Raw genomic sequence first — 18974 nt, forward strand, 5'->3', positions numbered from 1 at the left:
AAATCGTAACTTTCCGGACGATTAAACTAGTCCAGTTTTAAAATGAAAGATAGTCCGGTTAGTGCGCTTTTTAAACAATTAATAGATTTTGATAAATCTACATCACAACCTGTTTACATACAGGTTGCGCAACAAATTATAAATGCTATACAGCGTGGTTATTTAACTAAAGGAACTCTTTTACCAGGAACACGCGTTTTAAGTCAGATTTTAAAAGTTCACAGAAATACCGCAGTTGCAATTTATGAAGAATTAGCATCGCAAGATTGGGTAGAAATAATTCCTAATAAAGGAACATTTGTTATAGAACCTGCATTAAAAACCACTAAAATAAAAGCAAGTTCTCAAAAAGTTAATGAAGCGTATAATTATGCTAGCACAACTGGATTTCCGTTTCAAAAGTCGTTTCATCTAGCATCTACAACACAATTAACTACATCAAAATATACTATTAATGATGGTAAACCAGATTTACGTTTGCACCCTGTTCATCAATTTTCCAGATGGTATAGTGCTGCTATGAAACGTAAAACACTCATCAAAAAATGGAATAGACCAAATGAGTCTTTTTATTCGTTATTTGAAACACAATTGTGTAATTATTTAAATGCTACCAGAAATTTCCATATAAAACCTAACAATTTAATAAGTACAAGAAGTACAGAAATGAGCTTGTACATTGTTTCTCAGCTATTAATTAAACAAAATGACGTTGTTTTAGTTGGAAGTTTAAGTAATTATGCTGCAAATATGATTTTTCAAGAAGCAGGTGCAAGTATTAAAACAATTCCGGTTGATGCTGATGGTTTAGATGTAGATTATATTAGAAAACATTTTATTAAAAAAAGCATTCGTTGCATTTATATTTGTGCACATAGAGATTATCCAACAACGGTAACCTTAAGTACAGAGCGTCGTTTAGCATTGTTGCAATTGGCAAAAGAATACGGTTTTGCAATTATTGAAGATGATTACGATTACGATTTTCAGTACGAAGGTTCTGCCATGTTGCCAATGGCAAGTGCAGACGCTAACGGAATGGTTATTTATTTAGGTAAATTAGGGCAATCTTTATTTCCAAGTTTTCAAACTGGATTTATGGTTGCACCAGAAAATTTAATTTCTGAAGCGCAAAATTACTTACAATTGTTAGATGAACAAGGCGATTTAATTCAGCAACAAATGTTGTCTGAATTGATTAATGAAGGTGAAATTCATCGTTTAATGAAAAAAAACATTGTTGTTTATAAACAAAGAAGAGATTATTTGTGCGAGCTTTTAAACGAACATTTTTCTAAGATTGCTAAATGGAAAACACCTTCTGGAGGATTAGCAATCTGGTTAGAATTTCAACAACAAATATCTTTAGTTAAACTCGCTTCAGCAGCAGAGAAAAACGATTTATTTTTACCAAAAACAATTTTATATCAAGATAAAAATACTTGTGCAATTCGTTTAGGTTTTGGCCATTTAGAAATGGAAGAACTCACGTTAGTAATCAAAAAAATGAAAAACGCTTACAACAAGGTAGTTTCTATTTAAAGATTGTTTTGCAATCATTACAAATTAGCTTTCTACTTTCAAAAAAAGGAAAGAGCATATAAAAGATGTTTTTTCGCTGAGGTGGAGCAACTAAAATTTTGTTAGATTTACATTTAGGACAAGAAATTTCATTTCCTTTTTCATCTGTTTGATAGACTCTTATTTCATTGTAAACTTCAACAGCTTTTTCAAAATAATTTTTATGAACTAATAGTTTTACACCACCAATTGCATTGCTAATTAAAGGGTCAGAATCAATGGTTTTTTCATCCATTAACATGGTTTTAAAACCGTCAGCATCTAATCTAGATTTTATTACATGTGCTTCTGTTGAATACTCAAAAACAGCTAAAATTTTATAATTATCGTTCATAATAAGAGGTTAAAATATAATTGAATCAATTATCAATATGTGTAAAAATACTTAACAATTATATCACTTTACTAATATCTTCAAAAGAATTATAACTGTCGAGAAAATGTACCAAATTAATAGAAATATATATTTTGTTTAGAATCATTCTAATTTAGTATCTTTGTGCTCCTAAAAATAGATTTTTGAACACTATTGCATCTTTACATATCGGCGAAGTTGGTTACATTTCTGAAGACACTTTAGAGAATATTCCGCTTAAATTATTAGAAATGGGCTGTATTCCTGGAGCAGAAGTAGAACTCATTCAAATTGCACCTTTAAAAGACCCAATGTACATTTGCGTAAACGGAAGTCATTTGGCAATTAGAAAAGAAACTGCACAACAAATTGAAATTTTAAAAGCAAATTAATAATGTCTAAAAACGCTATAAAAGTTGCTTTAATTGGGAACCCAAACACAGGAAAAACCTCACTTTTTAATCAATTAACAGGTTTAACACAAAAGGTAGGAAACTATCCTGGAGTTACTGTAGATAAAAAAGAAGGTGTTTGTAAATTATCGGAAAAACAAACTGCTATTATTACAGATTTACCTGGAACGTATAGTATAAATCCTACTTCCTTAGACGAAAGTATTGTTTTAAAAACCTTGTTAAAAAAGGATATTAAAGAATCTCCAGATGTAATTTTAGTAGTTGCAGATGTAGAAAATTTAAAGAGAAATTTACTGCTTTTTTCACAAATAAAAGATTTAGAAATCCCGACTGTTTTGGCTATCAATATGGTAGATCAAATGCATAAAAAAGGAATTTCGATAGATTTAACCGCTTTAAAAGAGGAGTTAAATTCAGAAATTGTTTTAATAAGTGCAAGGAAAAACGAAGGAATTGATGCTGTAAAGGCAGCAATTATAAAAAGCTATGTTTCTGCAAAAGCATTACCAATGTGTGCGGTAAATCATAAAATTGATCCAGCTTATTTTGATAAATTAAAAGAAATAAGTTCAGAACATTCTTTGTATGAATTATGGTTAATGGTAACTCAGAAAAACTTTCCAAATTCAATTTCTGAAGATCAAAAACAACAATTATTAGCGTTTAATAAAGACGTTTCTAAGTTGAAAAAATACCAACATAAAGAAACCATTTATCGTTATCAAGAAATTAATAAAATTCTTAAAAAAACCTATATAGTTGATAAAACTAAAGCTACAGATTTACGTAGCAGATTAGATAGAATTTTTACACATAAAATATTTGGGTACGTTATTTTCTTTGGAATTTTATTGTTGATATTTCAATCAATTTTTGATTGGGCGTCTGTTCCAATGGACTTTATTGATGGCGTATTTGCTGGTATAAGTCAAGGTTTAAAAGATTCTTTAGCACCTGGAGTTTTTACAGATTTATTAACGGATGGAATAATTCCTGGAATTGGTGGAGTTGTTATTTTTATTCCGCAGATAGCCATTTTATTTATGTTTATTGCAATCCTTGAAGAAACAGGTTACATGAGTCGTGTAGTGTTTTTAATGGATAAAATTATGCGAAAATTTGGAATGAGCGGTAAAAGTGTAATTCCGTTAATTTCTGGTACAGCATGTGCAATTCCTGCAGTTATGGCAACAAGAACCATTGCTAATTGGAAAGAAAGATTAATAACCATTTTAGTAACGCCTTTTACAACCTGTTCTGCACGTTTACCGGTTTATGCAATATTAATTGCATTGATAATTCCTGACAAAAAAATCTTTGGATTCTTAAATTTACAAGGATTAACCTTATTACTTCTGTACGCTTTAGGTTTTGCTACGGCAATAATTTCTGCCTATATTTTACATAAAACCTTAAAGATAAAAAACACTTCGTTTTTTGTAATTGAAATGCCAGATTATAAAAAACCATCTCTTAAAAATGTGTTTTTTGATGTTTGGGAAAAAACAAAAGCATTTGTTTTTGGAGCAGGAAAAATAATTTTAGCAATCTCAATTGTGTTGTGGTTTTTGGCTTCAAGTGGGCCAACAGCGTATAAGAATGCTGAAAAAAATGTGATTGAAAATGTAGAGAATCAACAACTTTCTGAAAAAGAACTGTCGCAAAAAGTAGCTTCAGCAAAATTAGAAAACTCATACATTGGTATCGCAGGAAAAACTATTGAACCAGTAGTAAAACCGTTGGGTTACGATTGGAAAATAGGAATTGCATTAATAACATCTTTCGCTGCGCGTGAAGTTTTTGTAGGAACTTTAGCAACAATTTATAGTGTGGAAGCAGATGATGAAAATACAACTACCATTAAGCAAAAAATGGCATCAGAAATAAATCCAACTACTGGAGAAAAACGATTCAATTTTGCAACAGGAATGTCGTTGTTAGTTTTTTACGCTTTTGCGATGCAATGTATGGCAACTTTAGCCATTGTAAAACGAGAAACTAAAAGTTGGAAATGGCCTTTAATTCAGTTGTTTGGTATGACTTTTTTAGCGTACATAACGGCATTTATAACCTATCAAATTTTGAGCTAATGCAAGAAGTTTTAATGTACATAACCGTAATTTTGGCAATTGCTTTTTTGGTAAAAAAGTTCTTTTTTAAACCAAAAGATAAAAAAGGTTGCAGTACAGATTGTGGCTGTTAATAATTTTAACAAAGCATTAATACAATTTCCTGTAAGGAAACTTGTTTTAATAGAACTAATCGGAAATAATTAAAATCAATATAAAATGAAAAAATCAATATTTACAATTGCAATCTTAGTAATTGCTTTAGTGTTTACAAATGAAACTTTTGCACAAAAATTCTCTCCTTTAGATAAAAGTCCAATGGATGCAGCTTCTTTTCCAAGTAGTTATAGAGATTCAGATAAGTTAGTGAAAGTTGTATACAGTCGTCCACAATTAAAAGGAAGAGCTTTAGATAAATTAGCGCCAAAAGATAAAGTTTGGAGAACAGGAGCAAACGAAGCAGCAGAAATTACTTTTTATAAAGATGTAACTTTTGGAGGTAAAGAAGTAAAAGCAGGTACATATACTTTATTTACGATTCCAGGAGAAAAAGAATGGACAGTAATTTTAAGTAGTGCAAGTAATGTTTGGGGTTCTTATTTTTATAAGCAAGAAGAAGATGTTGTTAGAGTTAAGGCTGGTACAACAAATTCTCCAACAAGTATAGAGTCTTTTTCATTAGTTTTTGAAGGAGATGATTTAAAAGCAGTAATGTATTTAGGTTGGGGAAATGTTATAGTTAATGTTCCAATTCAAGGGTAATAATTAATAATTACATTTGTATCTAATTTTTTAAGCTAATAAACAGTTGTTTAGTAGGCGTAAAATCAATAATTATGAGAAACTATATTAAGAATATTTTTATCTGCTTAACTCTAATAAGCGCAATCGCATTTACAAGTTGTGATAATTCAGAAGATGGTCTTCCTGTAGAACTTACAATTGAAGAAAAAGTACAAGTATTAGAAAGTGATGAGTGGCTTTTAAAAGGTTTTGAAGATAGGGTAATGCATACTTACGCTGACGGAAAACAATTTACATTTTATGGTACAGATAGCGTATTTGGGCAAGCAATTCCTGTTACAGAAGCATATGTTATTGAAGGAGATCTTTTAACGTTCGATTTTAATTTTGGTAATATTTTTACATATGATTTAAAAGTTTCTTGCGATAATAATATTGTTGAGTTTTTTAAAGATGGGGAGTTAAATAAAACTTTGTACAAAAGAGGTTCTAATTACGAGGAATGCTTATAAAAATAAAAAAATAATTTTAAAAAGAGGCTTGCAAAAAAAATGTAAGCCTCTTTTATTTTAGGAGAATTACACTTTTTGCTTAAAAAGATTAAACGTAAATTTGCAACTTAAATTTTAGAAGTTAGAGATGCAATACAATCACCAAGAGATAGAAAAGAAATGGCAAGAATTTTGGGCAAAGAACCAAACATTTAAAGCCAGTAATGAAAGTGAAAAACCTAAATATTATGTACTAGATATGTTTCCTTATCCTTCTGGAGCAGGTTTACACGTTGGGCATCCATTGGGTTATATTGCAAGTGATATTTATGCGCGTTACAAACGTCATAAAGGGTTTAACGTATTGCATCCGCAAGGATATGATTCTTTTGGTTTGCCAGCAGAACAGTATGCAATTCAAACTGGGCAACATCCAGCAAAAACTACCGAAGCAAACATTGCAACGTATAGAAAGCAATTAGACAAAATTGGTTTTTCTTTTGATTGGAGTAGAGAAGTAAGGACTTCAAGTCCAGAATATTATAAATGGACACAGTGGATTTTTATTCAATTATTTAATTCTTGGTACAATAAAGATACAGACAAAGCAGAAGATATTGTTACTTTAGAAAAAATCTTCAAAAAAGAAGGTAATGCAACAGTAAATGCTGTTTCAGATGAAGATATTACCATCTTTTCTGCGGAAGAATGGAAAGTATTTTCAAAAGCTGAACAAGAAGAAGTTTTATTACAGTACCGTTTAACATTTTTGTCGGATACAGAAGTAAACTGGTGTCCTGCTTTAGGAACTGTTTTAGCAAATGATGAGATTGTAAACGGAGTTTCAGAACGTGGAGGTCATCCTGTAATTCGTAAGAAAATGACACAATGGTCTATGCGAATTTCTGCATACGCACAACGTTTATTAGATGGTTTAGAAACTATAGATTGGCCACAACCTTTAAAAGATTCTCAAACCAATTGGATTGGGCGTTCGCAAGGAGCAATGGTTACTTTTAAAGTTGAAGGAAACGCTACAAAATCTACTTCTGAAGTAAAATTATCATACAAAGAATTAGAAGCATTAAAAGAATTAAGACAAAATTTATCGAAAGCGGAAACTACGCTTTGGAATGAAATTAAAAATAAAAAAGGCGCATCAAAATTCAGAAAAAAATATACAATTGGTACATTTTTGGTCGATTATGTGTGTTTAGCAAAGAATTTAATTGTTGAGTTTTCTGGAAAAGAAGATGAAGCAGCAAGAACGGAATTTTTCCATAAAGAAGGATTTAACGTTATTCGTTTTACAAATGAAGAGGTTTTACAAAATGTTGTAAAAGTAGTTTCTGAAATTAATTTTGCTATTCAATTTCCTAAAGTAATTGAAAAATCAGAAGATAATAAAAATGTCACTTCGAGCGCAGTCGAGAAGTCATATAAAATAGACGTTTTTACAACGCGTCCAGACACAATTTACGGAGTTTCGTTTATGACGTTGGCTCCAGAACACGAGTTGGTTTCTAAAATTACAACAGACGCGCAAAAAGCAGAAGTTGAAGCGTATGTTACTGCAACAGCAAAACGTTCTGAACGTGATAGAATGGCAGATGTAAAAACCATTTCAGGTGCATTTACAGGTGCGTATGCAATTCATCCTTTTTCTGGTGAAAAGGTCCAAATTTGGATTGGAGATTACGTATTAGCAAGCTACGGAACAGGAGCAGTTATGGCAGTTCCTTGTGGAGATCAACGTGATTATGATTTCGCAAAACACTTTGGAATTGACATTCCAAATATTTTTGAAAATGTAGATATTTCTGAAGCTGCACATGCAGATAAAGACGGAACTGTAATTGCAAATTCAGACTTTTTAAGCGGATTAAAATATAAGAAAGCATTAAAATTAGCCATTTACGAAATGGAAAAACGTGGCTTTGGTTACGGAAAAATAAACTACCGTTTGCGTGATGCTGTTTTTAGCAGACAACGTTATTGGGGAGAACCTTTTCCAGTGTATTACAAAGACGGGATGCCACAAATGATAGACGCAGAACACTTGCCAATTGTGTTGCCAGAAGTAGAAAAATACTTACCTACCGAAGATGGAAAACCACCTTTAGGAAACGCAACCGAATGGGCTTGGGATTCTCGTGCAAAGAAAGTTGTTTCTAACGATAAGTTAAAAAACAAAACGGTGTATCCGTTAGAATTAAACACAATGCCAGGTTGGGCAGGAAGTTCATATTACTTTAACCGTTATATGGATCCAAACAACGAAAATGAAATTGCGTCTAAAGAAAATTTAGACTATTGGGAAAACATCGATTTATATATTGGTGGTTCTGAACACGCAACCGGACATTTATTATACGCACGTTTTTGGCAAAAATTCTTGTTTGATAAAGGAATTGTACCTGTAGATGAGTTTGCAAAAAAACTGATTAATCAAGGAATGATTTTGGGAACTTCTGCTTTTGTATATAGAGAAGAAGGGACTAATAAATTTTTATCAAAAGGTTTAATTGAAGGAAAGAAAGTACAGCCAATACACTCTGATGTCTCTTTAGTAAATGCTTCAGATGAATTAGATATTGAAGGATTTAAGAATCATGCTTTAAATGCTGATTATAAAAACGCAGAATTCATTTTAGAAGATGGTGTTTATAAAGTTGGCCGCGAAGTAGAAAAAATGTCTAAATCTAAATACAATGTTGTAAATCCAGATGATATTGTTGCAGAATATGGAGCAGATAGTTTACGATTATTCGAAATGTTTTTAGGACCTTTAGAACAAGCTAAACCTTGGAAAACTTCTGGTATTTCTGGTGTTTCATCTTTCTTAAAGAAATTATGGAAACTATATCTTAACGGAGAAACGTTTGAAGTTTCAGACGCTGAGCCAACAAAAGACGAGCTTAAAACATTACATAAAACCATCAAAAAAGTAGAAGAAGATATAGAGAATTTCTCTTTTAATACTTCAGTTTCTACTTTTATGATTGCTGTAAACGAGTTAACAGCTTTAAAATGTAACAAACGTGCAATTTTAGAACCGTTAGCTGTATTAGTTTCTCCTTATGCGCCACATATTGCAGAAGAGTTATGGAGTTTGTTAGGAAATAAAGAAAGTATTTCTACAGCAGATTTCCCTGTTTTTGATGCTAAACATTTGGTTGAAAGTGCTAAGAATTATCCTATTTCATTTAATGGAAAAATGCGTTTTACGTTAGAACTTCCGTTAGATTTATCTAAAGATGAAATAGAGAAAACTGTAATGGCGCACGAAAAAACAATTGCACAATTAGATGGTAGAACACCTAAAAAAGTAATTGTAGTTCCAGGAAAAATCATCAATATTGTTGGGTAAACTGTAATTATAAACGAAAATATTTTCTAACTAAATTAACAAAATTTGATCTGTTGTAACCATACAAATACATCATTATATTTTTCTTCAGTAGAAGAAATTTCTGATACTATTTGGGAACAATTAGGTTGTACAAAAGAGGTTTATTTTAGTAAGAAATACCTTTCCGCTTTAGCAGAAAATAATCCACAAATTACATTTGCTTATCTTGTTTTGGTTGATGAGAATAAACTACCAACAGCATTTGCTACGTTACAAGTTGTAGATTTTTTCTTAGACAGCGTTCGTAACGATTTGGAATTGGCTGTAAGAAGAATTAAAAATATTGGTAGAAAACTTGGTGTAATTCCTGATAAAAAACCGTTTAAATTATTGACTTGCGGTAATACGTTTGTAAGTGGCGAACACGGTATTTTTATCAAAGAAAATCAAGATAAAAAGAAGGTTGTAAAAGAATTGGCAAAAGCCATTTTACACTTTGTAAGTTCTAATGCAGTTTTGAATAAGGAAATCAACGCATTTATGTTGAAAGATTTTATTAAAGAATCGCTTTTTATTACGGATGAATTACACGATTATAATTATTCGTCTTTTAATGTAGAGCCGAATATGGTTTTAAATTTAGATAAAAATTGGAGCTCTTTTGATGATTATTTAGCCGCCATGAAAACTAAGTTTCGTGTTAAAGCTAAAAAAGCACTTAAAGTAAGTTCAGATATTAAAATTGAAGAGGTTACTACTAAAAATATAGCAGCGTTATTGCCAAAAATGACTGAACTTTATAAGAAGGTTTCAGCAAATGCAGGTTTTAATTTAGGTGATTTTAACCTACAAACATATAAAACTTTAAAAGAGAATTTAGGCGATGCATATATTTTAAGAGCCTATTTAGTAGACAATAAATTGGTTGGTTTTTTATCAGGAATGATAAATCAGCATACACTAGACGCGCATTTTGTTGGAATTGACTATTCAAAAAATAGAGAATACGCCATTTATCAACGTATGTTGTATGATTATATACAAATTGCATTAGATAATAAACTTTCAACTATAAACTTCGGAAGAACCGCAAGTGATATTAAAAGTTCGGTTGGTGCCATTCCGCAAGATTTAACTATTTATTTACGACATAAAAACTCAATTCCAAATAGATTATTAAGCATCTTTTTAAAACGAATTGAACCAACACCATTTCACCAAAAACATCCATTTAAAACGGAAAAAGTTACCCTTTCATAATGAAAAATATAAACGATTTAATAGCCATTCTAGATTTAGAACAACTGTCTGAAAATACTTTTAAAGGTATAAGTAAAACCATTGGAAGCCCAAATGTTTTTGGAGGACAAGTTGCGGCGCAAGCGCTAAATGCTGCTTATAGAACTGTAGAAGACAATAGGTTTGTACATTCGTTACATTCGTATTTTTTGCGTCCAGGAAACTTGTTAAAACCTATTCTTTTTGAAGTTGAAAACTTAAGAGATGGACGTAGTTTTTCTACAAGAAGAGTAACTGCTTTACAAGATGATAAAGCTATTTTTATTATGGCAGCTTCATTTCAAATTGTAGAAGATGGTCATGATTATCAGAAAGAAATAATTACAGATATTGCTGAGCCAGAAGATTTATTAAGTTGGACAGAAATGGTAGATAAATATGAAGATATTTTACCAAAACCAATGCTTTCTTATTTAAGCATTGATAGACCTGTAGAATTTAAACCAACGCAAATTTTAAATCCGTTTGAACAAAAAGATTTACCAGCAGAAGAAAATGTTTGGTTTAAATTGAAAGGAACTATTCCTTCAGATATTTCTTTACCTTTAAAGCATCAATTATTAGCTTATATTTCTGATTACCCAATACTAAATGCAGTTTTAAAACCTCACGGAAGTAAAGCGCATTATGGAAATACACAAATGGCGAGTTTAGACCATTCTATGTGGTTTTACAGAGATTTTAACTTTGATGATTGGATGTTGTTTACTGCAGAAGCTCCAAACACTTTTGGTGCAAGAGGTTTCTCTAGAGGAAATATTTTTTCTCGTGACGGAAAACTTATAGCATCAGTAGCGCAAGAAGGTTTAATGCGACCAAAAACTTATTAATTATGAACCCATTTGTTTACGTTTTATCTATAAACGGATTATTATTTTTATTAAGTATTGTCTTTTATTTTTTTCCGCCCAAAAAAATAAATGCATTGTATGGATATAGAACTCAAAAGGCAATATTAAATGAAGATATTTGGCAATTTGCTAACTCATTTTTCACAAAACAGTTTGTGAAATTCTCTGCAATTTCTTTTGCTTTCGCTATGTTTTTAGTGTACTTAAAACCATTAATTTCTTGGCAACCAATGGCGTTAATGATTTTGTCTTTAGCTGTTTCTGTTATTAAAACAGAACAAGCTATCTCAAAAAACTTTGATGATGAAGGGAAACGAAAGTAGCTTAAAAATTAGCTAAAAAACTAATTGATAAATTACGTCCTGGAGCAGAAACACCTGAAGCAAATTCTCGATAATGTTGATCAAAAATATTGTCTAAACGTGCCATCAAAGAAAAGTTTTCACTCATAGTATAACTTCCGTTTAAACCTAAGGTAAACCAACTTGGTGAACCATAATATTTATCTGTGTCTTCTGTGGCATTTGCATCTACAATTGGCGTTAAATCGTGATTATCTATTCCTTCTGTAATATTAAAATCTGAAATATCTTTTTTGCTGTTAAATCGAATTCTAGCTCCTAAAGATAGTTTGTCTCTTTTGTAACTTACATCAAATTGACCAAATAATGGCGGAATTGAAGACATAGGTTCTTCTGTGTCATAAGTTCTACCTTTGGTATACGTAATAAAACCAGATGTTTTAAAGTTGTTGGTTATTCTTCCTTCATAGCTAGCAGTAATTCCGGTAATATAAGCAGTTCCTTTATTTTGGTTGTTAACTGCATTTCCAAACTCGCCATCAAATTCTACTTGTTGTATTGTTCCATCAGTATTATAAACGAAATCTCTTTGAATGTAATTGTCTAATAATGTGTAATACATATTTGCGCCAAAACGGAATCTTCTATCATTAAAATATTTTTGAATACCAATTTCTGCATTATATGCAAACTCTGGTTTTACATCAATATTTGGTATGGTAACATTGCCGCTTTTTTCTCTAATTCTACCAACATCATCAATATTTGGAGAGCGAAATCCAGAAGAAATTACACTATTTAGTTGCCAATTTTTATTCGGTTTATACACATAACCAATAGTTGCAGTTACTGCAGAATTGTTTGTTTCTACCTCTTTCTTAGGTATAGTAATAAAGGTTTCATCTATCCACTTTGCATTTAGTTGTGTGTTTGTAAAACGTAAACCAGTGTTTAACGTTGAAGTTTTACTTAGATCTTGTCTATAATCTATGTAAGCCGCAGAGCTAAAGTAACTACTTCCACCATCTGGATAACGAGATTGCACTTTAAAGTCATCTGAAAAACCATCAATTTTTTGGTTAGAAATATTTAAGGTTTTTCCGTAAGAACTAGAGGCAACATCATTGTATGCAAATTCAAAACCGTATCCTAAATTTCTGCTTTTCGCAAGCGGAACAGTAAAATCTCCATTTACACTAAATACATTTACAGTTTCTTCTCTGTAAGATCTATCTAGACTTCCAAATTTACGTTGAATTCTACTTTCTTTTAAGTTTTGATAAGCAAAAGTAATAGTTCCTTTATCTAACCAATTCTTCTCTGGATTTATGACTAATTGAGGTGAAATTAACAAACGTTGTTGTGGTCCGTAATACCATTCAGCAAATTTTAATGAAGAGTTATCGGTTTCGTCTGTTAACTCTGTTAACCTATCAAAACGAGGAATGTTTGATGAAGTAGAGTATTGTAGATTGATGTTTAAATCTGTCTTTTTAGATAATGGAACAAAGAATTTTTGCAACACATCTGTTTGAGAATAGCCAGTGTTTTTTTGTAGATTTACATCAGTATTTTCTGTTGGATTTTCAGCGTAATTTCCGTTTATGTTTTCTGAATAAAAGTGCACTTTTCCCCAGTTATCAAAACCATGAGATCTGTTTTTACCCATTTGTAAATCGCCAAATTCGCTATAAGAAACACTTGTTAAGCTTGCCCAATTATCAAAGCTCAATTCTGCAGTAACATTGGTTGTTGTTTCTTGATTTACTGTTGAATATCTAGAAAATAATTGACTCGATATTTCTGTTTTGTCAGATAATTTTGGAGTTTTAGTGTAATAATGAATTACGCCACCTAAAGCATCTGAGCCATAAATTACAGAAGAAGGGCCAAAAATAACTTCGGTTCTTTTTAATAAATTAGGGCTTACAGTTATAGCACTTTGTAAATGCCCTTTTCTATAAATTGCATTATTCATTCTAACACCATCTACAACCAACAAAACACGGTTGCTTTCCATTCCTCTCAGCACTGGACTACCGCCACCAAATTGAGATTTTTGAACTTTAATTCCAGGAACGGAAGCTAATAAATCTGCCGATGTTTGTGGAGATTCACTTTGAATATCTTTAAGTGAAATTACTGCAATCTGTTCAGCTATTCTGTTGGCTTTTTCTTTGTTTTTAAATACAGATAAAACAATTTCATTTAATTGTTCAGATTCTTTATTTAGATAAACAAGGTAATTATTAGCTTTTAATGTTGCTTTTTTTAGCTTGAATTCAGCATAAGAAATATGTGAAAAAAAGATAATTTCATTTGCGTTAAATGAAGTAATATCTATAAAACCATTATCGTCAGAAATCGAAGACTTTGTCTTGTTTTCGTTGAAAATAGATACATTTTTAATAATTTTACCTGTTTCTTGATCTAAAATCTTCGCTTTTTGCGAAAATCCAACAAAAGAAAAAAGTATAAAAAAAGTAATAAATAAGGTTCTCATTTAACTAAAAACTGTTTCTAAAATTGCTAAAGATTTTGGTGTTCTAAAACCGTCCAAATGTAGTTCAAAATATTGAATAATCATTTGTAGAATTACTTGTCTTTCTTGTTTGCTAAAAGACACGTTTTCTATAGCATCAAAATTTATGCCTAAAAGCTTTTTAAAGAGTGTTAATTTGTCTCCAGAAATGGTTAGTTTTTCGTGAGTTGCATCTGTAAAATTTCCTTCAAGTAAATTAAAGCCATCTCTATGTTTATTAGAAACATCTGGGTAAAATCCTAAAAAGTGCGATAAATTTAATAAAAATAACAAATGAAAATTAGAGACAGTATCATGGGTGTCTAACCATAAAAGGGCATTTTCTAAATAAGAAAAAAAACGATTGTTTTTTTCTTCTTCTTGAATACAGCTAGATAGAACTTCAGATAGGAATAAAACAATAGATTGCTTTACAATATCTTGATAAATAGTATTGTATTGGTGTAAAACCGTAGCGTCTTTTAGGGTGTGTAAAGTAGTTTTTTGTTTGTGTGTAGCTTCTATTTTTAATTGGGTAAGTGGTTGAAAATAAGCAGGTTTTAGTTTTCCTTTTTTAGATTTTAAAACACCTCTAATTAAATAAGATTTTAATCCTTCTTGTTCAGTAAAACATTTTACAATAAGACTAGAATCAGAATATTTTAGTGCACTTATAACAATTGCTTTGGTTGAAATTACAGCCATTTAATTAATAATTGCAATTTTTGTTGTGGTTGTTTCTGAACTATCATCATTAGAAAGTAAAACAATGTAAACACCAGAAGCAACTTTATTTCCTGCTAAATTTCGTTTGCTCCAAACTACTTTTCCACCCTGTAGTTCTTGTCCCTCAACAACATTAGTCTCGTAAACTAAATTACCAGCAACGTCTAAAATTTTAACATTAGTTCCTTTAGGTAAATGAGTTCCATTTCTACCATCAATTGTTACGGTACTATGAATATTTAATGCAGGATTTGGATAAGCATAGACTTCTCCTAATTCATCACCAAAAGGAGAAACATTACTATTGTAAACTACAATACCTTTATCTGTAGCAAAATATACTTTTCCAGTACTATCATCTACAGCAATTTTTAATATTTTGTTTGAAGGTAATGGTGAGTTACTTGAGTTAAAATTAGCTAAAGTGGTTTGCCCATTTGGATTTGTGTATAATGCACCAGCATTTTCGGTTCCAAACCATTTGTTGTCTACACCGTCTACAACAATGCTGTTTATGGTTTCTTCTCCTAATAATTTTTTGGCAATCCCATCATCTAAAATAATAACAGGTTCAGCATCGTAAATGTCAGCATCAAATAAACCTGCTGCGTTATTAAAAAGTGTTAAGCCTGTAAGAGTACCAATCCAAATTCTATTGCTTGCATCAACGGCAATTGTTCTAACGTTTGCGTTTGGTAAACTACCTTTTGTTGGCTCTGTAATTAAAGCTCTTTTTCTATCACCATTTTCGTTATAAACTAACGCGCCATTTCTTCTTGTAGCTATCCAGATAGAATTTGTTTTGTCTATAACCATTTCACCCAAACCAAAGGCTCCTGTTGTTAAAATGTCATTTATATTAAAACCAGTCCATTGACCAGTTGATGATAATTTTTTTAATCTATTATCAACACCAATATTTGTCAGCCAAAAATTTCCATCACGGTCAAAAATAGTTCCAACAACTCTAATTGTAACAATAGCTGGATTTGTTGCTAGAATATCTTGTATTGGGCTATTATTATGATTGTAAAAATTTATTACTTCGTCATTTTTTATTTCCAATAACCCCCCTGTTGAAACTGAGTTAACACTTCTAGTTGACCCCATTGAACTTATAAAAACATGTTGAAGGTCATTTGGGTTGATTGATATATAATTTAAATCAATAACAGGAAAATCTCTATTAAAACGAGTGTTTATCCATTCCCCTTCTTTAAAGTGGCTATAACCTTTTTCTGCTCTGTTTGGAGTGAAAGTTGCATCGTAACCTCCGTAAACAATCCATAAATTATCTTCTTTTACAGCGATTGAAAAAGGAGAATTGTTTAGCGGGCCTTCTGGATGAATTTCTTCAAAACTAGTTAAGTTATTTAGTGTTGTTTCTAAAATACCAAATTCTGTTGTACCTAAATAAACATTGTTATTTTCTGTAAAAGCGGTGTTTAAAATAAAGTTAAAATCTGTTGCTTGGTTTATTTGTGCTATTTCAACTAAAGAATCATTTAATACAAAAGCACTATTGTTAACTGCAATAGAAATATTGGTTGCAGAACTTTTTAAATCATTTATGTTTTCAAAAAAGTCTCGTATTAAAGTAATGTTATTTCCTTCTAATTTATATAAACTTGTACCAATAACGGTATAAATTGCATTATTGAAAATAGAAATATTTTTAAAAGTATTGGTTGATGAAATTTGTTGCCAATTATTAAAATCAATTAAATTAGGGTTATTAACATCAGCAAAATAGATACCTGAATTTGTTGCAGCATAAATTGTATTATTTAAAACCGAGGTCTGATTTATATTAACTTCAGATGAATTTTGACCTATAAAAAAAGTGTCTCCAAATTCTACACGTTCAATATCATATTCGATTAAAGCAAAAGGAGTTGAAATGTAAAGTTTATTATCATGTTCATAAATATCATTTATTCTTTTAGAACCGGTTTGATTAAAACCAACAATGTCTGCCGAAACCGTAATGTTACCATCTGCATCTACAACTTCTATTAATCCGTTTTCATAACCAATTACCAATCTATCAAAAGTTTTGTTATAATGAATTGCAGAAGTGGTTTCTCCAGATAAACCTTGTACAGAAGAAAGTTTATTGGTTTCTTGAGTTTGCGTATTATAAATAAAAACAGCATTATCTGCCATTGCATAAATTACGTCATCTACTTTTATAAAATCTTTTACATTATTGTAAGAAAAAAAATCTTCCCAACGATCGCTATAATCAGTTTGAGCGCTGGCTAGAAAGCTAAAGGATAGGAATATAAATAGTACTAATTTCTTCATAAAGTATTCAAAGATATTTAATATTAACGATAAAAAAGGATACATTCGTACAAATTTGATTTGCATTTTTATGGCGTTAGAAATAGAACGAAAATTTTTAGTTAATTCAGATAGATTCAAAGAAGAAGCCTATCAAAAAAACTACATAAAACAAGGGTTTTTAAATTCTAATAAAAACCGAACCGTTCGTATAAGAATTATGGATGATAAAGGTTTTTTAACCATAAAAGGAAAGTCTAATAAAAGCGGAACTTCTCGATTTGAATGGGAAAAAGAAATTTCTAAAACCGAAGCAGTTGAACTTTTTCTATTATGCGAAAAAGGAATTATTGAAAAGTATCGATATTTAGTAAAATCTGAAAAGCACACCTTTGAAGTTGATGAGTTTTTAGGTGAAAACGATGGTTTAGTGGTTGCTGAAATAGAATTATCTTCGGAAGAAGAAAGTTTTAAAAAACCAAGTTGGTTAGGAAAAGAAGTAACAGGGAAAAAGAAATATTACAACTCAAACCTTTCTAAAAAACCATTTTGTAATTGGTAATTAAAGATGAAAATAGATTGCCATAAAGTGAAAAAAGCTTCCGCCTAAAACAAAAACATGAAATATTGCATGGTTATATGGCAATTTGTTAATTGAATATAAAATTGCTCCAATTGTATACGAAATTCCACCTGCAACTAAATAAAAAAAGGCACTTTCAGAAAGACTCACCATTAATGGCTTTATAAAGAACATAACTTGCCAACCCATTAAAATATACAATGCTGTAGAAATTTTGTCAAATTTCCCTGTAAAAAACAGTTTTAAAATTACGCCAGATAAAGCAAAAATCCAAACAGCAATGAACATTTGCCAACCTAGTTTTTCAGGCAACGCTATTAAACAAAAGGGCGAATAACTTCCAGCTATTAAAACATAAATTGCTGCATGGTCAAAGATATTTAGTTTTCTTCTTACGTTAGGCTTCTTAGCTGCATGATAAAATGTTGATGCTGCATATAAAACAATTAAACTTAGACCATAAATAACTAAACTTAAATGTTGCCATACTGTAGGATAATTAAAAGATTTTAGCACCAAAAAAGGTAATGCAATTACACTAAGTAATAAACCAAAACCATGTGTAAGAATATTTAAAAATTCTTCCTTTTTACTATAAAGGTGATTTAATTTCTCGCTCATTATTAGGTCTATTTGTATCTTTCATATAAGCTTTGTTGTTTTTTAATTCATTAAAAATTAAACCAAACACTTGTTGTTTTAAAGCTTCTTTATCTTCGGTTGTTAAACCTTTAGTTTCTATCGTATTAAATTGTTTTACTCTAAAAGTTCCTGGACGCCCTTTAAAAAAATTCCAAGAAAATAAGCGTTTTGCATCGAAGTAAACTTGTGTTACAATTGGCATTTGATATTCTATAGATAAACTAAAAGCACCATTTGTAAAAGGAGCTAAGATCACATTTTCTGTTGGTACCAAACCTTCAGGAAAAATTGCAATACTTAAACCAGATTCTAATCGTTTTTTAATTCTAGCATACACTTGTTTTCTGCTTTTAGGATCATTTCTATCAACCATAACAACAGCTTTTTTATAGAAAAAACCAAAAATTGGAAGTTTTACCAATTCCTTTTTTCCAACAAATAAAAGTGGGTTTTTATTCATAGCAATCATAATCCAAGGATCTAATAAAGAAGCATGATTTGCAACAAACATATAACTTTTTTTAGGGTCAATTTTATCAGGTTTATCCATTTTTAAACGAAAACCCATTCCGTAGATTAAGAAAAAAGACCAAATCCTTATCATTTTCCAAAACGAATTATAGTACTTTTCATCAGATAAAAGCACTAATAAAAATGGAATCATTACAAGAACTGAGACAATCATAAGTAAGTAAAACCAAATTCGCCAAATTAATCGAAAAGGATAAAGTAAATATTTCATAAATGCGAATGTAG

At 30.6% G+C, this 18974-nt stretch carries 16 protein-coding genes; 10 read left to right on the plus strand and 6 right to left on the minus strand.

From position 1 onward, the window contains the following. The first annotated feature begins 42 nt into the window (after positions 1-42). Complete coding sequence (locus L1S33_RS03925) at positions 43-1542, plus strand: aminotransferase-like domain-containing protein (RefSeq protein ID WP_240561307.1); 1500 nt, start codon at positions 43-45, stop codon at positions 1540-1542. Here L1S33_RS03925 and L1S33_RS03930 read toward each other — a convergent pair. Beyond that, positions 1535-1915 carry a putative signal transducing protein gene (locus tag L1S33_RS03930; RefSeq protein WP_240561308.1) on the minus strand — a complete coding sequence of 127 codons (381 nt, stop codon included), beginning with the start codon at positions 1913-1915 and terminating at the stop codon, positions 1535-1537. The genes L1S33_RS03925 and L1S33_RS03930 overlap by 8 nt on opposite strands. Positions 1916-2100: 185 nt before the next feature. On the opposite strand from L1S33_RS03930, the gene L1S33_RS03935 reads away from it, so the two are divergent. The 8 genes from L1S33_RS03935 (at position 2101) to L1S33_RS03975 (ending at position 11481) form a co-directional block, all read left to right on the plus strand. Then, the gene (locus L1S33_RS03935; protein ID WP_072556549.1) at positions 2101-2328 is read left to right on the plus strand and encodes a FeoA family protein; all 228 of its coding nucleotides are present in this window, start codon (positions 2101-2103) and stop codon (positions 2326-2328) included. Between the two features lie 2 nt (positions 2329-2330). Beyond that, positions 2331-4442, plus strand: coding sequence for a ferrous iron transport protein B (feoB, locus tag L1S33_RS03940; protein WP_240561309.1), 2112 nt, complete (start codon positions 2331-2333; stop codon positions 4440-4442). A gap of 198 nt (positions 4443-4640) precedes the next feature. Beyond that, positions 4641-5183 (plus strand): DUF2911 domain-containing protein, encoded by a 543-nt coding sequence (locus tag L1S33_RS03950; RefSeq protein WP_240550860.1) that lies wholly within the window; start codon positions 4641-4643, stop codon positions 5181-5183. A gap of 74 nt (positions 5184-5257) precedes the next feature. Further along, positions 5258-5677: a hypothetical protein gene (locus L1S33_RS03955; RefSeq protein ID WP_240550859.1), complete on the plus strand. Its 420-nt coding sequence runs from the start codon at positions 5258-5260 to the stop codon at positions 5675-5677. 127 nt (positions 5678-5804) lie between these two features. Then, positions 5805-9026, plus strand: coding sequence for a leucine--tRNA ligase (locus L1S33_RS03960; RefSeq protein WP_240561310.1), 3222 nt, complete (start codon positions 5805-5807; stop codon positions 9024-9026). A gap of 45 nt (positions 9027-9071) precedes the next feature. Beyond that, entirely contained in the window at positions 9072-10268 is a 1197-nt protein-coding gene (locus tag L1S33_RS03965) for a peptidogalycan biosysnthesis protein (protein WP_240561311.1), read from the plus strand. Then, positions 10268-11137 (plus strand): acyl-CoA thioesterase, encoded by an 870-nt coding sequence (locus tag L1S33_RS03970; RefSeq protein WP_240561312.1) that lies wholly within the window; start codon positions 10268-10270, stop codon positions 11135-11137. The genes L1S33_RS03965 and L1S33_RS03970 overlap by 1 nt, the downstream gene beginning before the upstream one ends. A 2-nt stretch (positions 11138-11139) precedes the next feature. Then, positions 11140-11481 carry an SdpI family protein gene (locus L1S33_RS03975; RefSeq protein ID WP_240550856.1) on the plus strand — a complete coding sequence of 114 codons (342 nt, stop codon included), beginning with the start codon at positions 11140-11142 and terminating at the stop codon, positions 11479-11481. Between the two features lies 1 nt (position 11482). Here the strand turns inward: L1S33_RS03975 and L1S33_RS03980 are convergent, their stop codons facing one another. From L1S33_RS03980 to porZ, 3 genes are read right to left on the minus strand one after another with little or no spacing between them, the layout of a single operon-like run. Next, positions 11483-13963: a TonB-dependent receptor plug domain-containing protein gene (locus tag L1S33_RS03980; protein WP_240561313.1), complete on the minus strand. Its 2481-nt coding sequence runs from the start codon at positions 13961-13963 to the stop codon at positions 11483-11485. Next, positions 13964-14686 (minus strand): DNA repair protein RecO, encoded by a 723-nt coding sequence (gene recO, locus L1S33_RS03985; protein ID WP_240550854.1) that lies wholly within the window; start codon positions 14684-14686, stop codon positions 13964-13966. Further along, positions 14687-17014, minus strand: coding sequence for a type IX secretion system anionic LPS delivery protein PorZ (gene porZ, locus L1S33_RS03990; RefSeq protein WP_240561314.1), 2328 nt, complete (start codon positions 17012-17014; stop codon positions 14687-14689). 70 nt (positions 17015-17084) lie between these two features. Here porZ and L1S33_RS03995 point away from each other — a divergent pair, with 70 nt between their 5' ends. Continuing rightward, complete coding sequence (locus L1S33_RS03995) at positions 17085-17555, plus strand: CYTH domain-containing protein (protein WP_240561315.1); 471 nt, start codon at positions 17085-17087, stop codon at positions 17553-17555. Here the strand turns inward: L1S33_RS03995 and trhA are convergent, their stop codons facing one another. Then, a complete protein-coding gene (trhA, locus tag L1S33_RS04000) occupies positions 17556-18197 on the minus strand; it encodes a PAQR family membrane homeostasis protein TrhA (RefSeq protein ID WP_240561316.1) in 642 nt (213 codons plus the stop codon). It abuts the gene before it with no gap. Further along, entirely contained in the window at positions 18169-18960 is a 792-nt protein-coding gene (locus L1S33_RS04005) for a lysophospholipid acyltransferase family protein (RefSeq protein WP_240561317.1), read from the minus strand. The genes trhA and L1S33_RS04005 overlap by 29 nt, the downstream gene beginning before the upstream one ends. Between the last annotated feature and the right edge of the window lie 14 nt (positions 18961-18974).

Source organism: Tenacibaculum aquimarinum (assembly GCF_022478115.1).
GTDB lineage: Bacteria > Bacteroidota > Bacteroidia > Flavobacteriales > Flavobacteriaceae > Polaribacter > Polaribacter aquimarinum_A.

What these genes read in the sequence shown, in the direction of transcription:
- L1S33_RS03950 (WP_240550860.1), top strand. Translation starts at nt 4,641, where the DNA reads ATGAAAAAATCAATATTTACAATTGCAATCTTAGTAATTGCTTTAGTG.
- trhA (WP_240561316.1), bottom strand. Translation starts at nt 18,197, where the DNA reads ATGAGCGAGAAATTAAATCACCTTTATAGTAAAAAGGAAGAATTTTTA.
- feoB (WP_240561309.1), top strand. Translation starts at nt 2,331, where the DNA reads ATGTCTAAAAACGCTATAAAAGTTGCTTTAATTGGGAACCCAAACACA.
- L1S33_RS03955 (WP_240550859.1), top strand. Translation starts at nt 5,258, where the DNA reads ATGAGAAACTATATTAAGAATATTTTTATCTGCTTAACTCTAATAAGC.
- L1S33_RS03970 (WP_240561312.1), top strand. Translation starts at nt 10,268, where the DNA reads ATGAAAAATATAAACGATTTAATAGCCATTCTAGATTTAGAACAACTG.
- recO (WP_240550854.1), bottom strand. Translation starts at nt 14,686, where the DNA reads ATGGCTGTAATTTCAACCAAAGCAATTGTTATAAGTGCACTAAAATAT.
- L1S33_RS03980 (WP_240561313.1), bottom strand. Translation starts at nt 13,963, where the DNA reads ATGAGAACCTTATTTATTACTTTTTTTATACTTTTTTCTTTTGTTGGA.
- L1S33_RS03930 (WP_240561308.1), bottom strand. Translation starts at nt 1,915, where the DNA reads ATGAACGATAATTATAAAATTTTAGCTGTTTTTGAGTATTCAACAGAA.
- L1S33_RS04005 (WP_240561317.1), bottom strand. Translation starts at nt 18,960, where the DNA reads ATGAAATATTTACTTTATCCTTTTCGATTAATTTGGCGAATTTGGTTT.
- porZ (WP_240561314.1), bottom strand. Translation starts at nt 17,014, where the DNA reads ATGAAGAAATTAGTACTATTTATATTCCTATCCTTTAGCTTTCTAGCC.
- L1S33_RS03995 (WP_240561315.1), top strand. Translation starts at nt 17,085, where the DNA reads ATGGCGTTAGAAATAGAACGAAAATTTTTAGTTAATTCAGATAGATTC.
- L1S33_RS03925 (WP_240561307.1), top strand. Translation starts at nt 43, where the DNA reads ATGAAAGATAGTCCGGTTAGTGCGCTTTTTAAACAATTAATAGATTTT.
- L1S33_RS03975 (WP_240550856.1), top strand. Translation starts at nt 11,140, where the DNA reads ATGAACCCATTTGTTTACGTTTTATCTATAAACGGATTATTATTTTTA.
- L1S33_RS03960 (WP_240561310.1), top strand. Translation starts at nt 5,805, where the DNA reads ATGCAATACAATCACCAAGAGATAGAAAAGAAATGGCAAGAATTTTGG.